14 protein-coding genes are annotated in these 20,949 nt (G+C 68.3%); 11 read left to right on the top strand and 3 right to left on the bottom strand.

All coding sequences use genetic code 11. From position 1 onward, the window contains the following. The first annotated feature begins 32 nt into the window (after window positions 1–32). The 3 genes from ACQ260_RS02600 to ACQ260_RS02590 all read left to right on the top strand — a co-directional run bounded on the left by ACQ260_RS02600 (window position 33) and on the right by ACQ260_RS02590 (window position 7,140). A complete protein-coding gene (locus tag ACQ260_RS02600; RefSeq protein WP_432557836.1) occupies window positions 33–938 on the top strand; it encodes a hypothetical protein in 906 nt (301 codons plus the stop codon). A 162-nt stretch (window positions 939–1,100) separates the two neighbouring features. Then, the gene (gene gltB, locus ACQ260_RS02595; RefSeq protein WP_432557835.1) at window positions 1,101–5,645 is read left to right on the top strand and encodes a glutamate synthase large subunit; all 4,545 of its coding nucleotides are present in this window, start codon (window positions 1,101–1,103) and stop codon (window positions 5,643–5,645) included. Between the two features lie 28 nt (window positions 5,646–5,673). Next, window positions 5,674–7,140, top strand: a complete 1,467-nt coding sequence (locus ACQ260_RS02590; RefSeq protein WP_432557834.1) for a glutamate synthase subunit beta — start codon at window positions 5,674–5,676, stop codon at window positions 7,138–7,140. Window positions 7,141–7,144: 4 nt separating this feature from the next. Here the strand turns inward: ACQ260_RS02590 and ACQ260_RS02585 are convergent, their stop codons facing one another. Further along, a complete protein-coding gene (locus ACQ260_RS02585) occupies window positions 7,145–8,335 on the bottom strand; it encodes an alanine racemase (protein WP_432557833.1) in 1,191 nt (396 codons plus the stop codon). 168 nt (window positions 8,336–8,503) lie between these two features. On the opposite strand from ACQ260_RS02585, the gene ACQ260_RS02580 reads away from it, so the two are divergent. The 8 genes from ACQ260_RS02580 (at window position 8,504) to ACQ260_RS02545 (ending at window position 19,666) form a co-directional block, all read left to right on the top strand. Then, window positions 8,504–10,498: a glycosyltransferase family 2 protein gene (locus tag ACQ260_RS02580; protein ID WP_432557832.1), complete on the top strand. Its 1,995-nt coding sequence runs from the start codon at window positions 8,504–8,506 to the stop codon at window positions 10,496–10,498. Then, complete coding sequence (locus tag ACQ260_RS02575) at window positions 10,495–11,232, top strand: HlyD family efflux transporter periplasmic adaptor subunit (protein ID WP_432557831.1); 738 nt, start codon at window positions 10,495–10,497, stop codon at window positions 11,230–11,232. Before ACQ260_RS02580 ends, ACQ260_RS02575 begins: the two co-directional genes overlap by 4 nt. Next, window positions 11,229–13,265, top strand: a complete 2,037-nt coding sequence (locus tag ACQ260_RS02570; protein ID WP_432557830.1) for a glycosyl hydrolase — start codon at window positions 11,229–11,231, stop codon at window positions 13,263–13,265. The genes ACQ260_RS02575 and ACQ260_RS02570 overlap by 4 nt, the downstream gene beginning before the upstream one ends. Window positions 13,266–13,369: 104 nt before the next feature. Beyond that, entirely contained in the window at window positions 13,370–13,903 is a 534-nt protein-coding gene (locus tag ACQ260_RS02565; RefSeq protein ID WP_432557829.1) for a SigE family RNA polymerase sigma factor, read from the top strand. A 16-nt stretch (window positions 13,904–13,919) separates the two neighbouring features. After that, a complete protein-coding gene (locus ACQ260_RS02560; RefSeq protein ID WP_432557828.1) occupies window positions 13,920–14,540 on the top strand; it encodes a hypothetical protein in 621 nt (206 codons plus the stop codon). A 98-nt stretch (window positions 14,541–14,638) separates the two neighbouring features. Next, entirely contained in the window at window positions 14,639–18,199 is a 3,561-nt protein-coding gene (gene dnaE / locus ACQ260_RS02555) for a DNA polymerase III subunit alpha (RefSeq protein ID WP_432557827.1), read from the top strand. Next, window positions 18,184–18,822 (top strand): hypothetical protein, encoded by a 639-nt coding sequence (locus tag ACQ260_RS02550; protein ID WP_432557826.1) that lies wholly within the window; start codon window positions 18,184–18,186, stop codon window positions 18,820–18,822. The genes dnaE and ACQ260_RS02550 overlap by 16 nt, the downstream gene beginning before the upstream one ends. Next, window positions 18,809–19,666, top strand: coding sequence for a YhfC family glutamic-type intramembrane protease (locus tag ACQ260_RS02545; RefSeq protein WP_432557825.1), 858 nt, complete (start codon window positions 18,809–18,811; stop codon window positions 19,664–19,666). The genes ACQ260_RS02550 and ACQ260_RS02545 overlap by 14 nt, the downstream gene beginning before the upstream one ends. Here ACQ260_RS02545 and ybaK read toward each other — a convergent pair. After that, on the bottom strand, window positions 19,598–20,083 hold the full coding sequence (gene ybaK / locus ACQ260_RS02540) for a Cys-tRNA(Pro) deacylase (protein WP_432557824.1): 486 nt from the start codon (window positions 20,081–20,083) through the stop codon (window positions 19,598–19,600). The genes ACQ260_RS02545 and ybaK overlap by 69 nt on opposite strands. Continuing rightward, window positions 20,080–20,886, bottom strand: coding sequence for a DUF554 domain-containing protein (locus tag ACQ260_RS02535; RefSeq protein ID WP_432557823.1), 807 nt, complete (start codon window positions 20,884–20,886; stop codon window positions 20,080–20,082). Before ACQ260_RS02535 ends, ybaK begins: the two co-directional genes overlap by 4 nt. Between the last annotated feature and the right edge of the window lie 63 nt (window positions 20,887–20,949).

The raw sequence follows: 20,949 nt of genomic DNA, 5'->3' as shown, positions 1-20,949 counted from the left end.
GATGATCGGGCATCGAACAGTGGGGGAGTGCAGTGAAACAGCGGATCGGGTTGATGCTGGCCGTTTTCGTCGTGGTCAGTGCAGCGGTGTCCGCGGTCGGCTTCTGGCTGCACAGCCGATTCGCGATCGCCTATTGGGTGTTCGATCTCGGTTCCTTCGGCCCGTTGGCAGGCGGCCTCGCGGTGCTGGCCCTGAATCGTCGGCTCCAGCTCGGCGCTCTCTGGCGCCCCGGGCTGGGCTTCAACGTTCAGGTCGTGCGTCGCGTCGTGCTCGCGTCGGCGGTGGCGTTGGCGATCGTGCTGACGTGCGTGCAGTTCTATACGTTTTTCCGCTGGCGCATGAAGCCGATCGACCTTCCCCTGGTGCCGCACCCGTTGGCGTTGCCGGGAGATTCGCTGACGATCTTCCTGCTGGTGGCGCTCGGCCTGCTGATCGGTCTGACCCTCCAGGAGTTCGGTTTCCGCACCGTGCTGCAGCCCAGCCTGCGCCGCCGCTTCGGTGTCGTGATGACCGGCGTGATCATCGGGATCATCTGGGGCACGTGGGCCTGGCCCGCCTGGCAGGGCGTGCTGGACCGTTTCGGTCGCACAGGTGATGCTCTGGGGCTCCTGCTGTTCATCGCAGCGCATTATGTGATGACCATCTCGGTGTCGGTGCTGCTCGTCATCCTGCACAGCCGCATGCGGTTCGGCCACTGGGCCTCTGCGGTGGCGTTCCGGCTCATCTGCGGGCTGGGCTTTTTCCTGATCCTCGACGAGGAACAGGGGATGTGGCAGCCAATGTTTGCAATTTCTTTGGCTTGCGCTGCTGCGGCGAGCGTCGGCGTCTATTACTATCGTCGGGCCGCACTCGCAGAGCGGGCGCGGTCGGCTCGGGACAAGAACGTGGACCCGGCCGAACCCGGCGGGGCTCCGCCACGTGAGCGATCGATCCACTGATCGTTCGATGGATGGGCTGCCCCGGCCGGGGCGGTCTCCAGTGTTTCCCGCCGCAGAGGGGTCAACGCAGTCCCACGCTCACTCGGGGCTGGCCCATGTCCCGACTTCGAGTTGAGCACTCTCCGGCTACCGTGCCGCCGGCACCACACGCAAGGAGAGCCCATGACCCAGGAGTCCCAGGTCCGCAAACTGCGCCGCCGTGCGGAAGGTCTTTATGACCCGTTGTTCGAGCACGACGCCTGTGGGGTGGCTTTCGTCGCCCACCTGAGTGGGATTCCTGACCACGACATCGTCCGCAAGGGCCTCGAGGCTCTCCGCAACCTGGACCATCGCGGCGCCACCGGCGCGGACACCGCGGCCGGCGATGGTGCCGGCATCCTCCTGCAGGTGCCCGACGCGTTCCTGCGCGCGGTGTGCGGGTTCGACCTGCCGGCCCCCGGGGCGTACGCGGTCGGCACAGCCTTTCTGCCCGCCGACGAGACCGAACGCACCCGAGCCGTCGAGGCGCTGGAGAAGATCGCCGCCAGCGAGAACCTCACGGTGCTGGGCTGGCGCGACATCCCCGTCGACGGATCGACCCTCAGCCCGGTGTCGCTGGAGCTCATGCCCCACTTCGCCCACCTCGTCGTCACCGGCCCCGCCGGCGAGACGGGCATCGAACTCGATCGCCTCACCTATGGCCTGCGGCGACGCGCCGAACATGAGCAGGGCGTCTATTTCCCGTCGCTGTCCGCGCGCACCCTCGTCTACAAGGGCATGCTGACCACCGACCAGCTCGAGGAGGTCTTCCCGGACCTGCATGACGAGCGCATGGCGAGTGCGCTGGCGCTCGTGCACTCCCGGTTCTCGACCAACACATTTCCCGCCTGGGAGCTGGCTCATCCGTTCCGGATGATCGCTCACAACGGCGAGATCAACACGGTCAAGGGCAACCGCAACTGGATGCGCGCGCGGGAAGAACTGCTCGCATCCGATCTGATCCCCGGCAACCTCGAACGACTGTTCCCGATCTGCAACCCGGAGCAATCCGACTCCGCCTCGTTCGACGAGGTCCTGGAACTCCTGCACCTCGGTGGGCGATCGCTGCCGCACGCAGTGCTGATGATGATCCCCGAGGCGTGGGAGAACAACCCCGCCATGGCGGCCGGGCGGCGAGATTTCTATCGCTTCCACTCCTGCCTCATGGAGCCCTGGGACGGCCCGGCCAGCGTGTGCTTCACCGACGGCACCGTCATCGGCGCCGTCCTGGACCGCAACGGTCTGCGGCCGGGCCGCTATTGGGTCACCGACGACGGGCTCGTCGTCATGGCTTCCGAGGCCGGCGTCCTGCCCGACATCGACCAGGCCACGGTGATCGAGAAGGGCCGGATGCAGCCCGGTCAGATGTTCCTTGCCGACCTCGCCCAGCACCGGATCGTGCCCAACGACGAGATCAAGGACACACTCGCTGCCGAGCAGCCCTATGGCGAATGGCTCGCCGCCGGGCTCATCGATCTGGCCGATCTGCCCGAGCGGGAGCACACCGTGCACGGCCACAGCTCGGTGACGCGCCGCCAGCAGGTCTTCGGCTATACCGAGGAGGAACTCCGCCTCATCATCGCGCCGATGGCGAACAGCGGCGCCGAGCCGATCGGCTCCATGGGCACCGACTCGCCGATCGCAGCGATCAGCGAGCGGCCGCGGCTGCTGTTCGACTATTTCTCCCAGTTGTTCGCCCAGGTGACCAACCCACCGCTCGACGCCATCCGCGAGGAACTGGTCACGTCGCTCGCCGGCACCATCGGCCAGGAGGAGAACCTGCTGGCCCCCGGCCCGGCGTCCTGCCGCCAGATCGTCATCCCGTTCCCGGTGCTCGACAACGACGAGTTCGCCAAGCTCGTCACGCTGAACCGGCGCGGTGACATGCCGGGCTTCGCGCCCGTCACCGTCCGCGGCCTCTATCGCGTCGAGGACGGTGGCATGGGCCTGCGGCACGCGCTGGACCGGATCTGCAAGGAGGTGCACCGGGCGATCCTCGACGGCGCCCGGACCGTGATCCTCTCCGACCGCCACTCCAACGCAGAACTGGCGCCGATCCCGTCCCTGCTGCTGACCGCGGCGGTCCACCATCACCTGGTCCGGCAGAAGGCCCGCACGCGCTCGGCGCTGGTTGTGGAGGCGGGTGACGTCCGCGAGGTTCACCACGTGGCCACCCTCCTCGGGTTCGGCGCCTCCGCGGTCAACCCCTATCTGGTGTTCGAAAGCGCCGAGGACATGGCCCGGGAGGAGGTCTATGTCGGCGTCGACCCCGAGCAGGCCGTGCAGCACGTCAAGAAGGCGCTCGGCAAGGGCGTCCTCAAGGTGATGTCGAAGATGGGCGTGTCGACGGTCGCCTCCTATACGGGTGCGCAGATCTTCGAATGCCTCGGGTTGGCGAACGAGGTGGTGGATCAGTACTTCACCGGCACACCCGCCAAGCTGGGGGGCCTCGGTCTGGACGAGATCGCGGAGGAGATCCGGCTGCGGCATCTCAAGGCCTATCCCGCCGACGGCATTCCGCTGCCGCACCGTGAGCTCGAGGTCGGCGGCGAATATCAGTGGCGCCGCGAGGGCGAGCCGCACCTGTTCGACCCGGAGACCGTCTTCCGCCTGCAGCACGCCACGCGCGCCGGTCGCTATGACATCTTCAAGCAGTACACCGCTCATGTCGACGACCAGTCCAAGCGGTTGATGACCCTCCGGGGACTCCTGGAGTTCACCAGCGAGCGGACGCCGATCCCCATCGACGAGGTCGAACCGGTCTCGGAGATCGTCAAGCGCTTCTCGACGGGTGCGATGTCCTATGGCTCGATCAGCCAGGAGGCCCACGAGACGCTGGCCGTGGCGATGAACATGCTCGGCGGCAAGTCCAACACCGGCGAGGGCGGCGAGGACCCCGATCGCCTCTATGACCTGCAGCGACGGTCGGCGATCAAGCAGGTGGCCTCGGGGCGGTTCGGGGTGACCTCGGACTATCTGACGAACGCGGACGACATCCAGATCAAGATGGCCCAGGGTGCGAAGCCCGGGGAGGGCGGACAGCTGCCCGGCAACAAGGTGTATCCGTGGGTGGCGAAGACCCGCCACTCGACGCCGGGCGTCGGGCTCATCTCGCCGCCGCCGCACCACGACATCTATTCGATCGAGGACCTCAAGCAGCTCATCCACGACCTCAAGTGCGCCAACACGGCCGCCCGCATCCACGTGAAGCTGGTCGCCGAGGTCGGGGTCGGCACGGTCGCGGCCGGCGTGTCCAAGGCGAAGGCGGATGTGGTGCTGATCTCCGGCCACGACGGCGGCACGGGCGCGGCTCCGCTGACTTCGCTCAAGCACGCCGGCGGGCCCTGGGAGCTCGGGCTCGCGGAGGCCCAGCAGACCCTGCTCATCAACGGCCTGCGCGACCGCATCGTCGTCCAGGTCGACGGTCAGCTCAAGACCGGCCGGGACGTCATGATCGGCGCGCTGCTGGGTGCCGAGGAGTTCGGGTTCGCCACCGCGCCGCTGGTGGTCTCCGGCTGCGTGATGATGCGTGTCTGCCACCTCGACACCTGTCCGGTCGGGGTAGCGACACAGAACCCGGTGCTGCGGGAGCGCTTCACCGGCAGGCCGGAATTCGTGGTGAACTTCTTCGAGTACATCGCGGAGGAAGTCCGGGAGCACCTCGCCGCGCTCGGTTTCCGCACGCTCGACGAGGCGATCGGCCGCGTCGACATGCTCGAGACGCGCGCCGCCGAGGCGTACTGGAAGGCGAAGGGACTCGATCTCGGACCGATCCTCCACAGGGCGACCGGGGGTTTCGCCCGGACCTCGCCCCTGCGCAACACCATCGGCCAGGACCACGGTCTGGAGCACTCGCTGGACCGGACGGAGTTGATCCCGCTCGCGGCGCCCGCACTGGAACGGGGGGAGCGGGTGACCGGTGAGGTGAGCGTACGCAACGTCCACCGCACCGTCGGCACGATCCTGGGCCACGAGGTCACCAAGGCGACCCGGGGCGCCGGCTTCGACGACGACACGATCGACATCACCCTCCGCGGTTCCGCCGGGCAGAGCTTCGGCGCGTTCGTCCCCCGCGGGGTGACGCTGCGGCTGATCGGCGACTCCAACGACTACGTCGGAAAGGGCCTGTCCGGGGGCCGGCTCGTCGTCACGACGCCCGATGACGTGCAGTTCTCCCCGCGCGAGCAGATCATCGCGGGCAACGTCATCGGCTACGGCGCGACCTCCGGCGAGATCTTCCTCCGCGGCCAGGTCGGGGAGCGGTTCTGCGTCCGCAACTCCGGCGCCACCGCGGTGGTGGAGGGGGTCGGGGACCACGGCTGTGAGTACATGACCGGAGGTCTCGTCCTCATCCTCGGCGGGACCGGCCGCAACTTCGCGGCGGGCATGTCCGGCGGGGTCGCGTACGTCCGCGACCTCCACCCCCAGAACCTCAACCCGGAGATGGTCGACCTGGTCGAGTTGAACGCGGCCGACGTGGCCGTCGTGACCGACCTGCTCACCCGCTATGAGCGGGAGACCGGGTCGACCCTGGCCGCCGACCTGCTCGCGACCGACATCGCGGGGACGTTCACGAAGGTGCTCCCGCGGGAGTACGCCAAGGTCCTCGCCGCGCGGGAAAGCGCCGAACGCGAGGGCCTCGACCCCGACGAGACCGACCGCCGCATGATGGCGGCCGTCACCGCCTGACCACCGACGAGAGCAAGGAACCGAGCCAATGGCTGATCCGCGAGGATTTCTGAACCACGGCCGCAAGGTCGCCGAGCGCCGTCCGGTCGACGAGCGCATCAACGACTGGCAGGAGGTCTATCCCGGCGGGCCCGGGAAGGCGCTGCTGCCGATCATCTCCGAACAGGCGAGTCGCTGCATGGATTGCGGCATCCCGTTCTGTCACTCCGGCTGCCCGCTGGGCAACCTCATCCCGGAGTGGAACGATCTGGTCTATCGAAACGACTGGAACGACGCGCTGGACCGTCTGCACGCCACCAACAACTTCCCGGAGTTCACCGGCCGGCTCTGCCCGGCCCCGTGCGAGACCGCCTGCGTGGTGGGCATCTCCGGCGATCCGGTGACGATCAAGAACGTCGAGGTGGCGATCATCGACCGCGGTTGGGACAACCGCGCGGTCAAGGCCCAGCTCCCGCAGTGGCACACCAACAAGACGGTTGCCGTCATCGGGTCCGGCCCGGCGGGTCTGGCGGCGGCGCAGCAGTTGACCCGGGAGGGGCACACCGTCGCGGTCTATGAGCGTGACGACGCCCCCGGTGGTTTGCTGCGCTATGGCATCCCCGAGTTCAAGATGGAGAAGTCCGTCCTGGACCGCCGCCTGCGTCAGATGCGCAACGAGGGCACGATCTTCCGCACCGGCGTCAACGTCGGCGTCGACCTCACCGCCGATGAGCTGATCGACCGCTATGACGCGGTCGTTCTCGCCATCGGGTCGACCGTGCCCCGGGATCTGCCGATCCCGGGCCGGGAACTGACCGGCATCCACCAGGCCATGGAGTTCCTGCCCCAGGCCAATCGGGCCGCGCTCGGCCAGGAGGTGGACGGCCAGATCCTCGCGACCGGCAAGGACGTGGTGATCATCGGCGGCGGGGACACCGGCGCGGACTGCCTCGGCACGTCCATCCGACAGGGCGCCCGGTCGATCACGCAGCTCGAGATCCTGCCGCGGCCGACCGAGCTCCGGCCGGACAACCAGCCGTGGCCGACCTATCCGATGATCTATCGCGTCAGCTCCGCTCACGAGGAGGGCGGCGAGCGCCTTTATGCCGTTTCCACCAGTGAGTTCGTGGACGACGGCGACGGGGGCGTGGCCGGGCTGAAGCTGGTCGAAGTGGCGCTGGCCGACGGGAAATTCACCCCGGTCGAAGGCAGTGAGCGCGAATTGCCCGCACAGCTCGTCCTGCTCGCCATGGGCTTCACCGGTCCGGAAACCGCCGGGCTCGTCGAGCAGTTCAACCTCGAGCTCGACGCCCGCGGCAACATCGCCCGTGACGAGCACTACGAGACCTCGAAGCCCGGCGTGTTCGTCTGCGGGGACGCCGGACGGGGTCAGTCACTGATCGTGTGGGCGATCGCGGAGGGGCGTTCCTGCGCGGCCGGGGTCGACTGGTACCTCACCGGTGACACCAAGCTCCCCAAGCCCATTGCCCCGACCGAGCGGCCGCTGGTGGTCTGACAGGTCAGAAGCACGTCCGGACGGCACCCACGACCCGCAGCTCGTCATCGACCAGCGGGACGTGGGTCCACCGGTCGAAGGTGAGGCAGGGGTGGGAGATCCCCAGCTCGAGGATGTCGCCGACCCGGAGATCCGCGCCGCCGCAGCGGACATAACCGTGCTGGTCGTTGTGATGGTCGACGAGCAGGTCCAGTGCGCGGGGGGCCCCCGCCTCGCGGCGTACGCTCAGAACCCGGGCGGGCGGATCGACGGTCAGATCCCGCTTGCCGGCATCGATGATGGCCCAGTCCGGTTCGGGCACCGACAGGACCCGGGACCACACCCGCAGCGCGGGCCGGACAGCGGGACCACGGGCGGACTCGGCATACAACCCGTGGTCGTGGATCACTGAACACCCCGATCTGAGCAGGATCTGCGACTCCCGGCCGAGATCGGTGCGCAGCCCGTCGAGGACGAGATCGGGATACATCGAACCCCCCGCGGACAGCAGCACCGGGCGGTCCGGAGCAAAGGCGTGGACGTCGGCCAGCCCCCGGGCCAGCCGACGGACGACGTCGATGTGGGTCCGCACCGCCGCGACCGTGTCGGCGTCCCGCCCGGTCACCGTCCCCTCGAAGGCGGCCACGCCCACCAGATCCAGGCTCGGTTCGCGGGCGACCGCGGTCGCGAGGGCCAGCCCCGTCGGCACGTCGCGCACACCGCAGCGGCCGCCGGGGGCGCCCACCTCGATGAGGACCGGCAGGCGGGAACGGGAGGGGACGGCAGCGGCGGTCAGGCGTACGGACTCGACAGAATCAACGAACGTCAGCACCTCCACGTCCCGCGCCAGCAGTTCGGCGAGTGGACGCGGGTCCGCGCAGACGTTCGCCAGCACGATCCGCCGCACCCCCCAGTCGACCATGCGCTCCGCCTGCCTTGGCGTGGCCGCCGTGATCGCCCAGGCCCCGTGCTCGAGCTGCCGCCGGATCAGTTCCGGCGACATCGTGGTCTTGCCGTGGGGAGCGAGCTCCACCCCGGCGGCGCGGCACCACTCCGCGACCGTGGCCAGGTTGTGCGCGAGGTCGGACTCGGCCAGAGAACAGATCGGGGTGGCGAAATCCCTGAGCAGCGACCACCCCCGCTCGGCGATGCGGTCGATGGGCGTGCCGGCCGTGTCTGTCGGCCAGTTCTTGGGCCGGTCGAGGGTGTGGCGCATGGGAGGCAGGGTATGCCAGCACCCACCCCGCGGTCCCGTTTCGCCCTGTGGCACTCCCACGGGCGGTAAATCGACAAAGTGTTAGCTTCGATTGTGCCCCGGCCTTGACCGCGGCCGAACACCGCGCCACTTGCGTCATCCAACCACCCCCCAGAAGGAAGACTCTTCATGGCTGTCCTGCCTGCGCCTCCACCCGTCGCGTCGCCGCCCACCGGAGAAGTTCCGGACTCGCGTCGCGCCGCGACCCGGAACCCCTATTCACCGGTCATGCTGGTCGTCGCCCTGATCGCGACGATCGGTGTGTTCGCCTATGCGGCGTTCCTGCTCAACCCCGCCAACCGCGGCGACCTGCTGCCCTGGCTGCTGGTGATCGTCGCCGAGACGATCCTCGTGTTCCACGCGATCATGGCGATGTGGACGATCCTGTCCGGCAGCAAGAGCCCGCGGGACTACGCCTTCCACGCGGCCAAGGACGCCCTCTATGACGCCGCGACCAACCGGCGGCTCGGCGTCGAGCATGACCCGACCCAGTGGCCGCTGCACCTCCGGGGACGTCCGGTCACGGTCGACGTCATGATCACCGTCTATGGCGAGGATCTCGACGTCATTCGCCGGACCGCGGAGGCGGCGCTCGCCATCCGGGGGGCCCACCGCACCTGGATCCTCGACGACGGCCGGTCCGATGAGGTGGAGGCGCTGGCGGCCGAGCTGGGCTGTTCCTATATCCGCCGGCTGAACAATCACGGCGCGAAGGCAGGCAACATCAACAACGCGATGTCGGTCGCCAAGGGTGAATATTTCGTCATCCTCGACGCCGACTTCGTCGCCAAGCGGGCGTTCCTCGAGGAGACCCTCCCGTTCATGCGCGACGAGTCGGTCGCCTTCGTGCAGACGCCGCAGACCTACGGCAACCTGCACAACGTCATCTCCCGCGGTGCGGGCTATATGCAGACGATGTTCTATCGCTTCATCCAGCCCGGCCGGAACCAGTTCAACGCCGCGTTCTGCGTCGGCACCAACGTGCTCTATCGCCGCGACGCCGTCCTCGACATCGGCGGCATCTATGCCCTGTCGAAGTCCGAGGACGTGTGGACCTCGCTGATGCTCCACGAGCGCGGCTGGCGCAGCGTCTATATTCCCAACACGCTGGCGGTCGGAGACGCGCCGGAGACCATCGAGGCCTACAGCAAACAGCAGTTGCGCTGGGCCACCGGTGGCTTCGAGATCATGTTCACCCACAACCCCCTGAGCCCCCGCCGTCGACTCACGCTCGACCAGCGGTTGATGTATCTCGTCACCGCGACCCACTATCTCGTCGGCATCGTTCCCGGCCTGCTGCTCTTCGTGCCGGCGCTCGAGATCTTCTTCGACCTCCGCCCGGTCAATCTGACCGTCGGCCCGCTCACGTGGGCGCTGTTCTATTCGGGCTTCTATGTCATGCAGATCGTGCTCGCGTTCTTCACGCTCGGCTCGTTCCGCTGGGAGGTGCTGATGCTCAGCTCGGCGTCCTTCCCGATCTATGGCAAGGCGCTGCGCAACGCGTTCATCGGTGCGGACACCAAATGGTCGGTCACCGGTGCCGCGGGGGCCCGGAATTCCGCGTTCAACTACATCATCCCGCAGGTGCTGGTGTTCACGTTCCTGTTGGGTGCCAGCGCCGTCGCGCTCTGGCGCGATTGGTCGATGCAGCAGTTCAACATCGCCACCTTCTGGAACATCGTCAACACGATCGCGCTCGGCACGTTCGTCGGCGTCGCGCTCGCCGAGGATCGCAACCGGGGCCGCGCCACCGGGCAGCCGGCGGATTCCGCCCCGACCGAGGCGATCGACGAGCCCGGTGGCCTCGTCCTCGACCGGAACGAGATTCAGGCTGCGGCCGGACGCATCCGCGCGCTGGCCGACGGCAACGCCACCGCCACCGAACTTCCCACCCCGCGCGCCATCCGCGGCCCCGGGGCCGACCCCTATCCGACGACCGGGCCCCTGCCCGTCCACCTGCCCTCACCGATCCGGCCGGAGGACGACGACTTCGGCGCCATGCCGCGGCCCATGCGGGCCGCCGGCTGGGCCGAGGACCCGGAGCCCTGGACCATCGACGAACCGACCGCCGCCCGTCCCGCGGTGTCCCGCTGGGGCACCCACCACCCCGAGGAGACCCGATGACCACCGCCAACCGCCTCCGGCTGATCGGGGGCCTGCTCGCCATCCTGTTCCTGTGCGCCGCCCTGACGCTGCTCTACAACCAACGACAGACCCGCGTGTCGAGCGTCTCGGCCACCGTGAACGCACCCCAGACCGTCGTCAGCTCCGCCTATGGCGGCGTCGTGACCGATACCTTTGTCAAGAACGGCTCGGAGGTCCGGCGCGGGGACCGTCTGTTCACGGTCTCGTCGATCACCCTCCAGCAGGACCTGGGGCACGGCGTCAAGCCGGCGTCGACCGATGCCTATGAGATCGACACCAGCGACGGCACCGTCACCTATCGCGCCGTCCAGGACGGTTATGTGACCGACTCGCAGGCCGAGGTCGGCAGCTTTCTCGCGAACGGAGCACCCATGGCGACCGTGGTCGCCGACGGGCAGCGGCAGGTCATCGCGACCTATCTCATGAGCCCCACCGACTATGGCCGCGTCGAGGACGGGAGCCGGGTGAGCATCTTCCTGCCCAACAACGAACGGGTGGACGGCCACGCGGACGGGGTCGCGGTGTCCACCGAGGACGGTCAGGCCGTCACCCAGGTCCGCGTGCACAGCGACGACCTCGCGGACCCGCGCTTTGCCCACCTCACGCGGCAGGGCTCGCCGGTCGTCACCGTCCTCGAGCTGCGCGACGACGGCGTTCTCGCCGGCCCGACCGACGCCATGATGGCCTTTCTCACGAAGATCGGTCTCCGATGAGGCGGCCGCGATCGACCCCGAACGGCAGGGTCCGAGGGGCCACGGCCCTCCTGGCGGGGCTCCTGCTGGTGCTCACCGCCTGCACGGGGGGCGGTGACACCCCGCAGCCTCCCGCCACGCCGAGTCCCGCGACGCGAGTCCTGAGTGCGGCGGAGGCCGACCCGGCAATCCTGCCCGAACGTCCGGGCAAGGACCTGCGGCCGGTCCGCCTCGCCGACGGCCTGACACCCCCGACCAACCGGTGGTTCTCCGGCCTGGTCTTCGGTGACCAGATCCAGCCGGTGTTTCCGCTTCCGCTGACCTTCGGCGTCGAGGAGAACACCTTCGGGTTCGGCCTCCCGCCGGTGCACAGCACCGGGAAGACGATCATCGGTGGCTACACCCCGACGATCCAGGTCACGCTGGCCGACGTCACCGATTGGCGGGTCACTGCCTATGACGACATGTCGGTGACCCTCACCGCCCTCGCCGGCAGCGAGCCGGCCGGCCACGTGGTGATCGCGCGTGGCTCGCCGTTCATCGGTCTCACCGCCGAGCAGGACCTCACCCTCAGCACCAACATCCCGTTCACCGGCGACGAGCGGGTGCGCACCGTGACCGCAGGGGAGGGGGAGTACGCCGTCACCGGCGGCACCCTCACCGACACGGGCGTCACCCTCGCGGCGGGCGAGCACACCACGTTCTTCGCAGTCCCCGAGGACGGAGATGCCGCCACCCTCGCGGAGCTCGCGGCCGACCCGCTCGACGGGACCTCCGTGGCGTACGCGGTGGACGACGAGGTGGCCACGACGCTCACCTGGCGGACCCGCGGCGGCGGCCCCACTGCCTTGGCCGCCCTGCCGCACCAGCGGACCGGCGCCGAGGGCTGCGATCTGGGCACCTACCGGTCGGCGTACGGCACCATGGCGCTCTGCCGGGGCACCGAGCTCACCTGGACCGCGCCCCTGCGTGCGGCCCGCAGCGGGCTCGATCTCGACGGGCTCGATCAGACCGCCCGCACCGAGATCGCGGAGGCCGTCAAGCGCGACGTGCACGGTGCGGAGCCCTATCCGGCGGACACCTATTTCGGTGGCAAGGCGCTCTATCGTGACGCGACGCTGCTGGGCATCGCCCGTCAGGTCGGGGCCGACACCGAGGCCGAGATCCTGCGGGAGCGGGCCACGACCGAGCTGCGCAGGTGGGCGGACCCGAACGGCTGTGACGACCGCGCCACGTTCTGCTTCACCTATGACCCGACCAACCGCGGCGTCGTGGGGCAGGAGGCCTCCTTCGGCGCGGACGAATTCAACGACCACCACTTCCACTACGGCTATTTCCTGTACGCGGCGGGCATCCTCGCCGCCGACGACCCGGCCCTCCAGCAGGACATCGCTCCGGTGATGAACCTGCTGGCGGCCGATATCGCCATGGCGCCGGCGACCGAGCACTTCCCGCAGTGGCGGAACTTCGACGCCTACGGCGGCCACTCGTGGGCATCCGGCACCGCTCCGTTCGCCGATGGCAACAACCAGGAATCCGTGTCCGAGGCGATCAACGCCTGGGCCGGGCTCACCCTCTGGGCGCGGGCGAGCGGCAACAGCGCGCTCGAGGCCCAGGGCCAGTGGCTGCATGCGGTGGAGGCGCAGGCGTCGCGGGCCTACTGGACCGACTTCGACCGCAACGACCCGGCCTATGCCGGATACGACCACACAATCACCCCGCTGAACTTCGGCGGCAAACGCGACTATGCGACCTGGTTCTCCCCGGAGCCGGCGGCCGCCCTGGCGATCCTGGTCATCCCGGCCAGCCCGTCGTCCGATCACCTGGCAGGCGATCCGGAGCGCATCCGCGAGAACGTGGCGGAAGCGACCGGGACACGGGGGTTCCAGCAGCAGTACGGCGATTATCTGCTCATGTACTCCGCGCTCGCCGGCGAGGAGGACCGTCAGCAGGCGCTGACCGAGGCGAGGGCCATGGGCCCGGATGACGTCGACGACGGCAACACCTACGCCTATCTGCTCGCTTGGCTGCATGCAGCCGGGCAGAGCGGATAGGGTTGCTGTCGTCCGAACACGAGGGCTTCCGTTCGCGGAACCTCCCGCGCCCCCCCATCCGTTTCTGGGGACAGAGGCCGAGACGGAAGGAACGCACAGCCGACATGTCCAGGGCTCAGCGGGACGCCGAGTTCGCCCGGTTCGTCGCCGAGCGATCGCCCCGGCTGCTGCTGCTCGCCCGACACCTGTGCGGTGACTTCCAGGCCGCCGAAGATCTGACCCAGTCGGTGTTGGAGAAGGCCTATCTGAAGTGGGGACGAGTGGCGCAGGCGAGTGATCCGTATGCGTATGTGCGGCGCATGCTGATCAACCTCAACAACGACCGGCTCCGGCGCCAGCCATGGCGGGAGAATCCGGCCGAGTTCGTGGCCGAGGCGCGCACGTTGTTCGCGCTGCCCGGTGGTCAGGTCCCCGCCGACGACATGTTGCAGATCATCGATCGGATCGCCCTGCGGCGCGCGCTCGCAGAACTGACCCCCCGCGAGCGATCGGTGATCGTGCTGCGCTATCTGGAGGATCTCTCCGAGGAAGCCACCGCCGCCGAGCTCGGCATCAGGGTGGGCACCGTGAAGAGCGCCTGCCACCGTGCCCTCGCCAGACTGCGTGAGCACTCCGAGAAGGTGGGGGAGGAGCGATGAAGGTGGGTGTGGAGCGGTGACGACGGAGGACCGGTTGCGCGGGGCACTGCGGCAGGGCACCCCGCGGGCCTTGGACGGCCAGGCGATCATCGCTGCCGCGAAACGTCGGCGCGCGATGGGTCTCGCCCGGGTCGGGACCGTTGCCGCGGCTCTCGTGCTGGTGGCCGGATTCGGAGTGGCCACGCTCCGACAGACCGCGTTCGATGCCCAGCCGGAGTCGGGATCGGTGTACGCCACCCCGCCTGCCGCCGTTCCGGGGCCGGTGGAGGACGAGCGTGGTGGCCCCGAGATGAACTCCGGCGTGATCCCGGGCCGGCGCCTGCTCGTCCATCCGGAACGGTGGTGCCTGGTCCGCAGCGGCGACGGCGGGGAGATCGGATGTGCCCCTCGCACGGAACGGATGCTGCGCGTGCCCGATGAACGGGACGAGCAGTGGCTGGTCGTGCTGGCGCCGTCCGGGCCCGACACGACCGTGCTCCAGGTCGAACAGCGGGCCGGCTGGCTCAACCTGCGGACCTCGTCGGTGCCGGGCTCCGGTGAGCTGTGGGTGGGCGTGCTGCCCGGTTCTCAGGTCCCGGAACCGCCCCGGGGAGCCCGCGCGCTCAACGCTTCGGGACAGGCGATCTGGAGCGGCTGAGACCGATCGTGCGGCGCGCGTCTCGGGAGGGTCCACTGTCGGTGTCAGCGTCTAGGCTGGGGCCTTCGGATCGGCGGGGCACAGGAGGGCGCACAGGGATGTACGAGAAGGACAACTTCGTGCACCTTCACGTGCATTCGGAATTCTCGATGCTGGACGGGGCGGCGCGTGTCCCGGACATGTTCACCCGGGCTGCCGAGATGGGCATGCCCGCCATCGCCGTGACCGACCACGGCAACCTGTTCGGCGCCTACGAGTTCTTCAAGAGATCACAGGGCACCGGGGTCAAGCCGATCATCGGCCTCGAGGCCTATCTGGTGCCCGGCCACGGCAAGCGTCAGGAACGCAAACGGGTGCAATTCGGCGACGGCACCGGAGACGACGTCGCGGCCAAAGGGGCGTACACCCACATGACGATGTGGGCACCCGACAACACCGCGATGCACAACCTGTTCCGACTGAGCTCGCGCTCATCGAAGGAAGGCTTCTTCTACAAACCCCGCGCGGACCGTGAGCTGCTGAACCGGTTCGGGCACGGACTGATCGCCACCACCGGCTGCCCGTCGGGCGAGATCCAGACCTATCTGCGGGTCGGGAAATATCGGGAAGCGGTCGAGGCCGCCGCCGAGTTCCGCGACATCTTCGGCCCCGGCAACTTCTATTGCGAGATCATGGACCACGGGCTCGACATCGAGACCAGGATCCGGCACGACCTGCTCAAGCTGGCCCGCGAGCTCAAGCTCCCGCTGGTGGCGACCAACGACTCGCACTACGTGAACCCGGAGGACGCCGAGGCGCACGACAACCTCCTCTGCGTGTCTGCCGGCGCCCACAAGCACCAGCCCGGACGGTTCAAGTTCGACGGCAACGGCTACTACCTCAAGTCCGCGGCGGAGATGCGGGCGCTGTTCTCCGAGCTCCCGGAGGCGTGCAACAACACCCTCGAGATCGCCGAGCGGTGCGAGATCTCGTTCACCGAGGGCGAAGGGCGCTATATGCCCAAGTTCCCGGTCCCGGCCGGGCACACCGAGGAGACGTGGTTCGTCGAGGAGGTCCGCACCGGCCTCCTGCAGCGCTTCGACAACAACGTCCCGGACTATGCGACCAAGCAGGCGGACTTCGAGATCGAGGTCATCACCGCGAAGGGCTATGCGGGCTATTTCCTCGTGGTGTCGGACTTCATCCGCTGGGCGAAGAACAACGGCATCCGGGTGGGCCCGGGACGCGGGTCGGGTGCTGGGTCGATGTGTGCGTACGCGATGCAGATCACCGATCTCGACCCCATCCCGCACGGACTGATCTTCGAGCGGTTCCTCAACCCGGAGCGGAAGTCGATGCCGGACTTCGACATCGACTTCGACGAGCGCCGGCGCGGGGAGGTCATCCACTACGTCACCGAGAAATACGGCGACGACCGGGTGTGCCAGATCGTCACCTACGGCACCATCAAGGCCAAGCAGGCGGTCAAGGACTCCGCGCGGTTGCTCGGCAAACCGTTCTCGATGGGCGAAAAGATCACCAAGGCGATGCCGCCCGCGGTGATGGGCAAGGACGTGCCCCTGAAGGATCTGTTCAACCCCGACCACAAACGGTTCACCGAGGGCCAGGAGTTCCGGGAGCTGTATGACTCCGACCCCGAGGTCAAGGAGGTCGTCGATACCGGCATCGGCATCGAGGGCCTGAAGCGACAGTGGGGCGTGCATGCGGCGGGCGTGATCATGTCGTCGGAGCCGCTCGAGGACATCATCCCCGTGATGAAGCGGGAGTCCGACGGCGCGATCATCACCCAGTTCGACTATCCGACCTGTGAGGCGCTCGGCCTGGTCAAGATGGACTTCCTGGGGCTCCGCAACCTGACGATCCTGGACGATGCGCTGGCGAACGTGAAGCTCAACCGGGACCTCGACATTGACCTCGAAGCCCTCAGCAAGGACATGACCGATCGCGCGACCTATGAGTTGCTCGGCCGCGGCGACACCTTGGGGGTGTTCCAGCTCGATGGCGGCGGCATGCGCAGCCTGCTGCGGTTGATGCAACCGGACAACTTCGAGGACATCTCCGCGGCGCTCGCGCTCTATCGGCCCGGACCCATGGGCGTGAACGCCCACACCAACTTCGCTCTGCGCAAGAACGGCAAGCAGGAGTTGATCCCGCTCGATCCCCAGCTGAAGGGCAAGCTGCAGACCGAGATGATCGAGGCGCTCGAGCCGATCCTCGGCACCACCTATGGCCTGGTGATCTATCAGGAACAGGTCATGGCGATCGCCCAGCAGCTCGCCGGTTATACCCTCGGCAATGCCGATCTCCTCCGGCGCGCGATGGGCAAGAAGAAGCGCGAGGTGCTCGACGCCGAATACGTGAACTTCGAGGCCGGCATGCAGGCCAACGGGTTCAACCCTGCCTCCATCGCGGCACTGTGGGGCGTCCTGGTGCCGTTCTCCGACTATGCGTTCAACAAGGCGCACACGGCGGCGTACGGTCTGGTCTCCTATTGGACCGCCTATCTGAAGGCCAACTATCCCACTGAATATATGGCCGCCCTGTTGACCTCGGTGAAGGACGACAAGGACAAGATGGCGATCTATCTGGGGGAGTGCCGCCACATGGGCATCAAGGTCCTCCCGCCCGACGTCAACGAATCGGCGATGAACTTCACCCCGGTCGGGACCGACATCCGCTTCGGGTTGTCCGCGGTCCGCAACGTCGGCGGCGCGGTCGTCGGGCTCATGGTCGAGGAGCGCGAGACCAAGGGCAAGGCCACGAGCTTCCATGACTTCCTCGACAAGGCACCTTTGCAGGCCTGCAACAAGCGGCTGATCGAATCGCTCGTCAAGGCCGGCGCGTTCGATTCACTCGGACACCCGCGCCGTGCGCTGATGGAGATCTTCGAGAACGCCGTCGACCAGGTCATCGACATCAAACGCAACGAGGCGAACGGCCAGGACGACCTGTTCGGCGCTTTCGGGGACAGCGGTGACGAGCAGTCGGGCATGGCGCAGCAGACCGTGCCCGACCTGCCCGACTGGGACAAGCAGACCAAGCTGGCGTTCGAACGGGAAATGCTCGGTCTCTATGTGTCCGATCACCCGCTGCACGGGCTCGAGCACATCCTCGCCGCCGAGCGGGACCTCTCCATCGGGGCCCTGATCGCCGAGGACGGCCCGCGGGACACCACCGTCGCGATCGCCGGCATGATCACCAATATCGTCCGCAAGACGACGAAGAGCGGCGACTATATGGCGATCCTGACGGTCGAGGACCTCGAGGCCGGCATGGAGGTGGTCCTCTTCCCCCAGGCCTATGCGCTGGTCTCCACGATTCTCGCGACGGACACCGTCGTCCGGATCCGGGGCAAGGTCAGAGCCAGGGACGATTCGGTGACCATGCAGGCCAACGAAGTCACGCTCCCCGACGTCGACCAGGGGCCCGGCAAGCCGGTGGTCATCTCGTTGCCCGCGACTCGGTGCACGGCGCCCGTGGTCACCGAGTTGCGCCAGGTGCTGCGGGCACACCCGGGCATGACCGAAGTGCATCTGCGATTGCAGAGCAATCAGAGGACGACCGTGTGGCGCATCGACGATCAGCTGCGCGTCACTCCGTCGCCGCCGCTGATGGCCGATCTCAAGGCGCTGCTGGGGCCGTCATGTCTGAACGTGTGAACGCCGAAGCGGGGGCCGGCGGCTCCGGGCCGCCGAGCGTGCGGCATCGCGGTGACTCCGTCACGACGGGCACCCTGCCGCCGGCAGAACGGTTGCGGCACCGGCGGGTCGCCCGCCCGGGCCGTCACTTGGCGCTGTTCCTCGCGGGGGTGGTGGTCACTGGCTGTCTCGCCGGCGTCCTCTGGTTCTGGATCGTGCCCCTCACCACCTATGCGGTGGACGAGGCCGGGAACGCGACGGTCACCGAGCGTGGTCTCGCCGGGATCGTCGCGGCCGATGCGTGGTTCGCGCTGCTGGGCGTCGTGCTCGGGGTGATCTGCGGGCTGGTCGTCTGGTCCTGGTTCTCGGGTCTGGGATGGCCTTGTGTCTTCCTGGCGATCGTCGGGTCGCTCGTGATGGCGCTCCTGTGCTGGTTGGTGGGGTCCCAGCTGGGTCCGGGCCCGTTCAACGAACGGTTGGCGGCGGCCACCCCCGGTCAGACCCTGCCGATCGAGCTGACCCTCCGGGCCCCGGCCGCGTTGCTTATCTGGCCCTTCGCGGCCGTGCTGGTCCTCATGCTGATCTCGGCGCTGGTCCCGGACCCGGAGGATCCGGGCGCGGAGGGTCGCGATGCTGCCCTCTGACGTGTCGGGCTCCGGCCTGATCGCGGTTGGTCTGGTCGCCCTGCTGTGCCTCCTCGGTCCGCTGCTGGTCCAGATCTTCTGGGCGCGGGGCCGCCGCTGGTTGTGGGCCGGTTTCGGACTCGGCGTGCTCACCTTCACGGTGACACAGCTGCTCATCCGAATCCCGCTGATCACCGTCGTGCTGCCCGTGCTCCCCGAATGGCAGGCGCTGCTGAGCCACGCCGTGTGGGCCGCGCTCGTGCTCAGCTTCAGCGCGGCGGTGTTCGAGGAAACCGGACGTCTGCTGGTGCTCACCCTGTTCTTCCGCACCCGGAGGCGCACCCAGGCGGACGGTGTCGCGTTCGGACTGGGCCATGGCGGCATCGAGGCGTTCGTGCTCGTGGGTCTCTCCCTCGTGGGCGTTTTGGTGATGGGGATCCTGGTGAAGGCCGGCCAATGGGGATCCCTCACCGCGACGATGCCGCCCGAAGCCGCCGCGGCGCTGCAGAGCCAACTCGGCGCCGTCACCGTGCTCGCTGCCACGGCCGGCGGACTCGAGCGGGTGGCGGCGGTCGCCCTGCACGTCGGACTCAGCGTCCTGGTGCTGCTGGGCGTGGAGCGCGGACGGCCGGTCGCCGCGTGGCTGCTGGCGATGCTCATTCACGGGGTGGCGAATTTCGTCGCCGTGGTGGCCCTCACGGTCTGGGGCTGGCCGGTGCTGGCCGTCGAGGCGTTGCTGTTGGTGGTCGCTGCGATCGCCATCGCCTGGGTGGTTCGGATCCGGCCTGCGTTCGCGTCAGGAGCGGGCGACCGCGGTGACGAGAGCCCCGGTGAGAGCGACCAGGTCGCCCGGGGCGAGCTCTAGGTCCAGGCCCCGTCGACCGGCGGAGACGAAGACCGTCGGGAACTCGAGCGCGCTGGCATCCAGCACCGTCGGCAACGCGCGCTTCTGCCCGAGCGGCGAGATCCCGCCCACCACCATGCCCGTGACCCGTTCGGCGACCGCAGGGTCGGCCATCCCGACCTTTTTCGCCCCCAGTGCCGTGGCGACCGCCTTGAGATCGAGGGCGCCGGCCACCGGGACGATGGCGACCGCCAAGCCCCCGCCGGTGTCGACCAGCAACGTCTTGAAGACCTGTTCGGGCGGCAGCCCCAGGCGCTCGGCAGCTTCAGCGCCGAAGCTGCGGTTGCCGCTGTCGTGGGCGTACGCATGCAGGCGATAGCTCACACCGCGGCTGTCGAGGAGCCGGGTGGCCGGCGTACCCGAAGAACCGCGGCTCATCCCTGCACCCGGGAAACGATCTCGACCAGGATCGGAGCCACGACCAACGCGGGCAGCAGGTTGCCGACCGGGATCTGACGAATGTTCAGCAACCGCATGCCCACTCCGAGCAGCATCAGCCCACCGGTTCCGGTGAGAGCCATGAGGTGTGGCTCGGGCAGGAAATCACCGAGGAGGAACCCCACCAGTGTCAGCGACCCCTGGACCACGCCGACCACGAGCGCCGACGCCATCACCCCGATGCCGAGGGAGGCGGCGAACGCAATGGCCGCAAACCCGTCGAGGACCGCCTTGAGCACCAATTGATCGGCGCCGTTGCCGAGCCCGTCGGACAGCGACCCGAGGATCGTGAGGGGACCGATGCAGAACAACAGCGAAGCCGAGACGAAGCCCTCGATGAACCGCTCGCGGGCCGACAGATGCGCGGCCCCGGTGTCCGGCCCCTCGTCGGTTCCCTCCGGATGGGCGGACGTGCCGCCGTCGCGGCGGACGAGCATCCGGCGCAGCCAGGCGCCCAAGTCCTCCAGCCGTCGCTCGAGGTCGACCAGGGATCCCACGATGCCCCCGATCAGCAGCGAGCCCAGCACGATCAGGATCGGGGCGGACGATCCGACGCGGTCGCTGAGCGCGGTCGAGGTCACGTCCATCGCGGTCAGGGCACCGATGAGCAGGGTCACCAAGCCAAGGGAGTCGGTCACGGTGTCCCGGGTGCGCTGCGGCAGCCGGTGGCCAAGAGCCATCCCGATCCCCGCACCGAGGATCACGGTGGCGACATTGACGACGGTGCCGAAACCGATGAACATGGCCGCGATTCTTGCACCGCACCCGGGTGCCGTCCGCCGGACGCCAGCCAGCGGTGATATTCC

The organism is Ammonicoccus luteus, from assembly GCF_050880385.1.
In the GTDB taxonomy this organism is placed as follows: domain Bacteria; phylum Actinomycetota; class Actinomycetes; order Propionibacteriales; family Propionibacteriaceae; genus Enemella.
Note: the sequence above shows the minus strand (reverse complement) of the source record. Positions and strands in the feature narration are given on the sequence as shown.